General features: G+C 49.3%; 4 protein-coding genes, 4 tRNA genes and 1 pseudogene. 2 read left to right on the top strand and 7 right to left on the bottom strand.

Annotation, left to right across the window (positions count from 1 at the left end):
* From RYZ59_RS24370 to RYZ59_RS24350, 5 genes are all read right to left on the bottom strand, one after another.
* Positions 1-311: GTP-binding protein (locus RYZ59_RS24370; protein WP_000031691.1), on the bottom strand; the 311-nt coding region annotated here is incomplete at its 3' end.
* 118 nt (positions 312-429) lie between these two features.
* Positions 430-505 (bottom strand) — tRNA-Thr (locus RYZ59_RS24365).
* Positions 506-510: 5 nt separating this feature from the next.
* Positions 511-585: transfer RNA gene (locus RYZ59_RS24360), tRNA-Gly, on the bottom strand.
* A 115-nt stretch (positions 586-700) separates the two neighbouring features.
* Positions 701-785, bottom strand: a tRNA-Tyr gene (locus RYZ59_RS24355).
* 8 nt (positions 786-793) lie between these two features.
* A tRNA-Thr gene (locus tag RYZ59_RS24350) sits at positions 794-869 on the bottom strand.
* A gap of 19 nt (positions 870-888) precedes the next feature.
* Here RYZ59_RS24350 and RYZ59_RS24345 point away from each other — a divergent pair.
* Both RYZ59_RS24345 and coaA read left to right on the top strand, forming a co-directional pair.
* Positions 889-969: pseudogene (locus tag RYZ59_RS24345) on the top strand (hypothetical protein); the annotation flags it as partial.
* A gap of 290 nt (positions 970-1,259) precedes the next feature.
* The gene (gene coaA / locus RYZ59_RS24340; protein ID WP_202037219.1) at positions 1,260-2,210 is read left to right on the top strand and encodes a type I pantothenate kinase; all 951 of its coding nucleotides are present in this window, start codon (positions 1,260-1,262) and stop codon (positions 2,208-2,210) included.
* 32 nt (positions 2,211-2,242) lie between these two features.
* Here coaA and birA read toward each other — a convergent pair whose 3' ends face one another.
* Positions 2,243-3,205, bottom strand: a complete 963-nt coding sequence (birA, locus tag RYZ59_RS24335; protein ID WP_318051099.1) for a bifunctional biotin--[acetyl-CoA-carboxylase] ligase/biotin operon repressor BirA — start codon at positions 3,203-3,205, stop codon at positions 2,243-2,245.
* Positions 3,202-4,230 carry a UDP-N-acetylmuramate dehydrogenase gene (murB, locus tag RYZ59_RS24330; RefSeq protein ID WP_318051098.1) on the bottom strand — a complete coding sequence of 343 codons (1,029 nt, stop codon included), beginning with the start codon at positions 4,228-4,230 and terminating at the stop codon, positions 3,202-3,204. Before murB ends, birA begins: the two co-directional genes overlap by 4 nt.
* Between the last annotated feature and the right edge of the window lie 262 nt (positions 4,231-4,492).

The following is a 4,492-nucleotide window of genomic DNA, read 5'->3' as shown; positions in this document are numbered from 1 at the left end:
AGGATCGCGCCGTCCATCTGCGCAGCACCGGTGATCATGTTTTTAACATAGTCGGCGTGGCCCGGGCAGTCTACGTGTGCGTAGTGGCGAGTCGGGGTGTCATATTCAACGTGAGAAGTGTTGATGGTGATACCACGTGCTTTTTCTTCCGGCGCGTTATCGATCTGATCGAATGCGCGAGCAGCACCGCCGTAGGTTTTAGCCAGAACGGTAGTGATTGCAGCGGTCAGCGTTGTTTTACCATGGTCAACGTGGCCGATAGTACCGACGTTAACGTGCGGTTTAGTACGTTCAAATTTTTCTTTAGACATCGATTGTCCCTCTAAGACACGGATAAATCGGTGATATCACCACATCAACCAGGCAATATACCTGAGCTGTTGAATGCTTTTAAAAGTAAACAGAGAGAAACGGGAAGGAGAAGTGAAGTGGTGCTGATACCCAGAGTCGAACTGGGGACCTCACCCTTACCAAGGGTGCGCTCTACCAACTGAGCCATATCAGCACGTCTGGAGCGGGCAGCGGGAATCGAACCCGCATCATCAGCTTGGAAGGCTGAGGTAATAGCCATTATACGATGCCCGCATCCTGAAACTCGGCTACCCAGTTCTTTCTGTAACAAAAAAGAGATTTCTCTCTTTTATGTTTGAGCTGATTAAATTTTTTAACCAACTCAGGCGGCGATAACGCTGCCAGAAAGTGGTGGTGGGGGAAGGATTCGAACCTTCGAAGTCTGTGACGGCAGATTTACAGTCTGCTCCCTTTGGCCGCTCGGGAACCCCACCGGACTTGATGGTGCCGACTACCGGAATCGAACTGGTGACCTACTGATTACAAGTCAGTTGCTCTACCTACTGAGCTAAGTCGGCATCAAGTAGCGCGCATTTTATGGATACCTGCGTGCTCATGCAACTAAAAAATTGCATAAAATGTTCTTCCGCTCACATTTTGCACTATACGTCCGATAAATAATCTATTTCTTGTCTGAATTGCACAAATTTCCAACGTTGGGCGTTATAACCGGAGAGGGTTTTGCTCCGTTATTCACGTCCGGGCAGAGAGAAAGCACATCTTTATACATCTGGAATACTCGTCACAATGCTTTTCAGGGGACGATTTTTTCTTATTATTCCCCCTCATCTGGTGTTACCCTCCTGCCCATTGTCCAAATTAACTGAAATGTGCGTGCCATTGCGTGCCGGGGATGATTTCGTTTTTTATCACTGACCTGATATAGCAATGACAGCCAGACCATGCGTATGAGTATAAAAGAGCAAGCGTTAACGTCGCCTTACCTACAGTTTGATCGCAACCAGTGGGCTGCGCTTCGTGATTCAGTGCCGATGACCCTGACCGAGGAAGAGATTGCTCGTCTGAAAGGCATTAACGAAGACTTATCGCTGGAAGAAGTTGCTGAGATTTATTTGCCTCTATCGCGTTTGCTAAATTTTTACATCAGTTCAAACCTGCGACGCCAGGCTGTTCTGGAGCAATTTTTAGGCACAAACGGCCAGCGTATTCCTTATATCATTAGTATTGCAGGCAGTGTTGCGGTGGGTAAAAGTACAACCGCGCGCGTTTTGCAGGCACTGCTGAGCCGCTGGCCAGAGCACCGCAAAGTTGAGCTGATTACGACCGATGGTTTCCTTCACCCAAACCAGGTGTTGAAAGAACGCGGACTCATGAAGAAGAAAGGCTTCCCCCAGTCTTATGATATGCACCGTCTGGTAAAATTTGTTTCCGACCTAAAGTCAGGCGTCCCTAACGTCACTGCCCCGGTCTATTCTCATCTGATCTATGATGTGATCCCTGATGGCGACAAAACGGTTGCCCAGCCGGATATATTGATTCTCGAAGGGTTAAATGTATTACAAAGCGGAATGGATTACCCCCACGACCCGCATCATGTATTTGTTTCTGACTTTGTCGACTTTTCTATTTATGTTGATGCGCCAGAAGAATTACTCCAGACGTGGTATATCAACCGCTTCCTGAAATTCCGCGAAGGGGCATTTACCAACCCAGACTCTTATTTCCATAACTATGCGAAATTGTCGGAAGACGAGGCAATCAACACCGCCACATCGCTATGGAAAGAAATTAACTGGCTGAATTTAAAGCAAAATATTTTGCCAACTCGTGAAAGAGCCAGCTTGATTATGACCAAAAGCGCCAATCATGCCGTTGAGCAAGTCAGGTTAAGAAAATAAATAAAAAAGGGGAGCCGATGCTCCCCTTCTTATTACTCAGCGCTTCTTAGCGATATTTCTCCACCCATCCAGGGTTTGATCTCGCCATTTTGCTCAAGCAGTAATGCACCTTGCGCGTCTATTCCACGAGAGATGCCAAATATTTCTTTATCACCAATAATAAGTTTTACCGGGCGGTCGATAAAGTTATCCAGTTTTTTCCAGCGGGACAGATACGGCGCCAGGCCCTCATGCTCAAACAGTACCAACGCAGCACGCAGCTCACGTATCAGTCGGGCAGCAAGGGTATTGCGGTCAATGTTGATACCCGCTTCCTGCAGGTTAATCCACCCCTGATTAACCACATTCTCTTCGACCCGACGCATAGACATGTTAATGCCGGCACCAATAACAATTTGCGCGGCATCACCAGTCCTCCCGGTGAGCTCAACCAATATACCGGCCAGTTTTCGATCGAGCAGGTAGAGATCATTAGGCCATTTCACACGGACTTTATCCGCCCCCAGATCGCGTAAAACCTCAGCCATGACGATACCAATAACCAGACTCAGGCCAATCGCGGCAGCCGGTCCTTGTTCCAGCCGCCAGAACATGGAAAGGTACAGGTTGGCACCAAACGGTGAAAACCATTTGCGACCACGGCGGCCGCGCCCGGCCTGCTGATATTCAGCGACGCAGGCATCCCCTGACTCCAGTTGACCTATTCGATCCAGCAGGTACTGATTGGTTGAGTCGATAACCGGCAGAACAGAGATATTCCCGCCATCCAGTTGAGAATGAATAAGGGAGGCATCTAATAGTTGGATAGGCTCCGGTAAGCTGTATCCTTTACCTGGAACAGTAAAGACATCAACCCCCCAGTCGCGTAACGTCTGGATATGCTTATTGATTGCGGCACGGCTCATTCCCAACTTTTCACCGAGCTGCTCACCGGAATGAAATTCGCCGTCAGCGAGTAATGAAATAAGCGTCAGAGGGACGGTATTATCCTTCATGCAATGATCTCCACAGCATTCATTTCACCCTGCGAGCCAATAAACCGGACCTCTGGTTCGAGCCAGACATTAAATTTCTCACCGACTTTTTTGCGTACATGATGTGCAAGTTGCACCACATCCTGACTGGTCGCACGGTATGCATTGATCAGCACCAGTGCCTGCTGTTGATGTACCGCTGCGCCACCAATGCGCATACCTTTGAGCTGACACTGATCGATAAGCCAGCCAGCGGCCAGCTTCACTGAACCATCGGCCTGCGGGTAATGAGGTGCAGTCGGGAATTTTGCCAGGAGCTCCTGCGCAATATCTGCGGTGACAACCGGGTTTTTAAAGAAGCTTCCTGCATTACCGTTTACTTTCGGATCGGGCAGTTTTGTCGTACGCATATGGCAGACAGAATCAAAAACCTGCTGAGGCGTCACGGTTGCAGGATCCAGACGCGTCAGGTCACCGTAAGTCAAAACGGGCTGCCACTGTTTAGGCAAACGCAGACCAACAGCAATAATTGCGAAGCGATCCTGGTATTCATGTTTGAAGATGCTGTCACGATAACCAAAACGACATTCTGCGGCGTTAACGCGCAGATGTTTGCCAGTCGAAAGCTCTACGCAGTCTACGTATTCGCAGACGCGCTGCAGCTCTACGCCATAGGCACCAATATTCTGGATTGGCGATGAACCCACGCAGCCGGGAATGAGTGCCAGATTTTCCAGCCCAGGCATACCAAGCTGCAACGTATGCTGGACCAGATGATGCCAGTTTTCACCCGCGCCTACGTGCAAGTGCCACGCATCAGGTTGTTCTGTAATCTCAATACCCTTAATACGGTTGACGATCACCGTACCCTGGAAGGTATCAAGAAACAGGACGTTACTCCCTTCGCCCAGGATCAGTACTGGATGATGCGATGCATTGGCTGATTGCCAGGCATTCAGTAATTGTTGTTCATTTTCGGCGCAGACAAGTTCGTTAGCTTGTTGATCGATGCCGAAGGTATTCCAGGCTTTAAGGGAGTGATTCATAGACGCTTTCCTGATGCAAAATCGCGCCTAGTTTACCGCATATACCGCAGGATGGCTTGTGTTATGGAGGTTCAGGATATGGCTTTGCATGTGATGTGCCTGATGCGCTGCGCTTATCAGCGCCTACACCCAGGTAACAACGGCTGTAGGCCGGATAAGGCGGCACGCCGCATCCGGCGGGTTTCATCCCGCACAGACGCAAAAAAGCCCATCCGTCAGGATGGGCTTCTTCACTTTATTTGATGCCTGGCAGTTTATGGCG

It is taken from the genome of Citrobacter sp. HN-141 (genome assembly GCF_033341895.1).
GTDB lineage: Bacteria > Pseudomonadota > Gammaproteobacteria > Enterobacterales > Enterobacteriaceae > Citrobacter.
Note: the sequence above shows the minus strand (reverse complement) of the source record. Positions and strands in the feature narration are given on the sequence as shown.

Bases quoted from the DNA above. Each gene is read 5' to 3' on its own strand.
- coaA (WP_202037219.1), top strand. From the start codon at position 1,260: ATGAGTATAAAAGAGCAAGCGTTAACGTCGCCTTACCTACAGTTTGAT.
- birA (WP_318051099.1), bottom strand. From the start codon at position 3,205: ATGAAGGATAATACCGTCCCTCTGACGCTTATTTCATTACTCGCTGAC.
- murB (WP_318051098.1), bottom strand. From the start codon at position 4,230: ATGAATCACTCCCTTAAAGCCTGGAATACCTTCGGCATCGATCAACAA.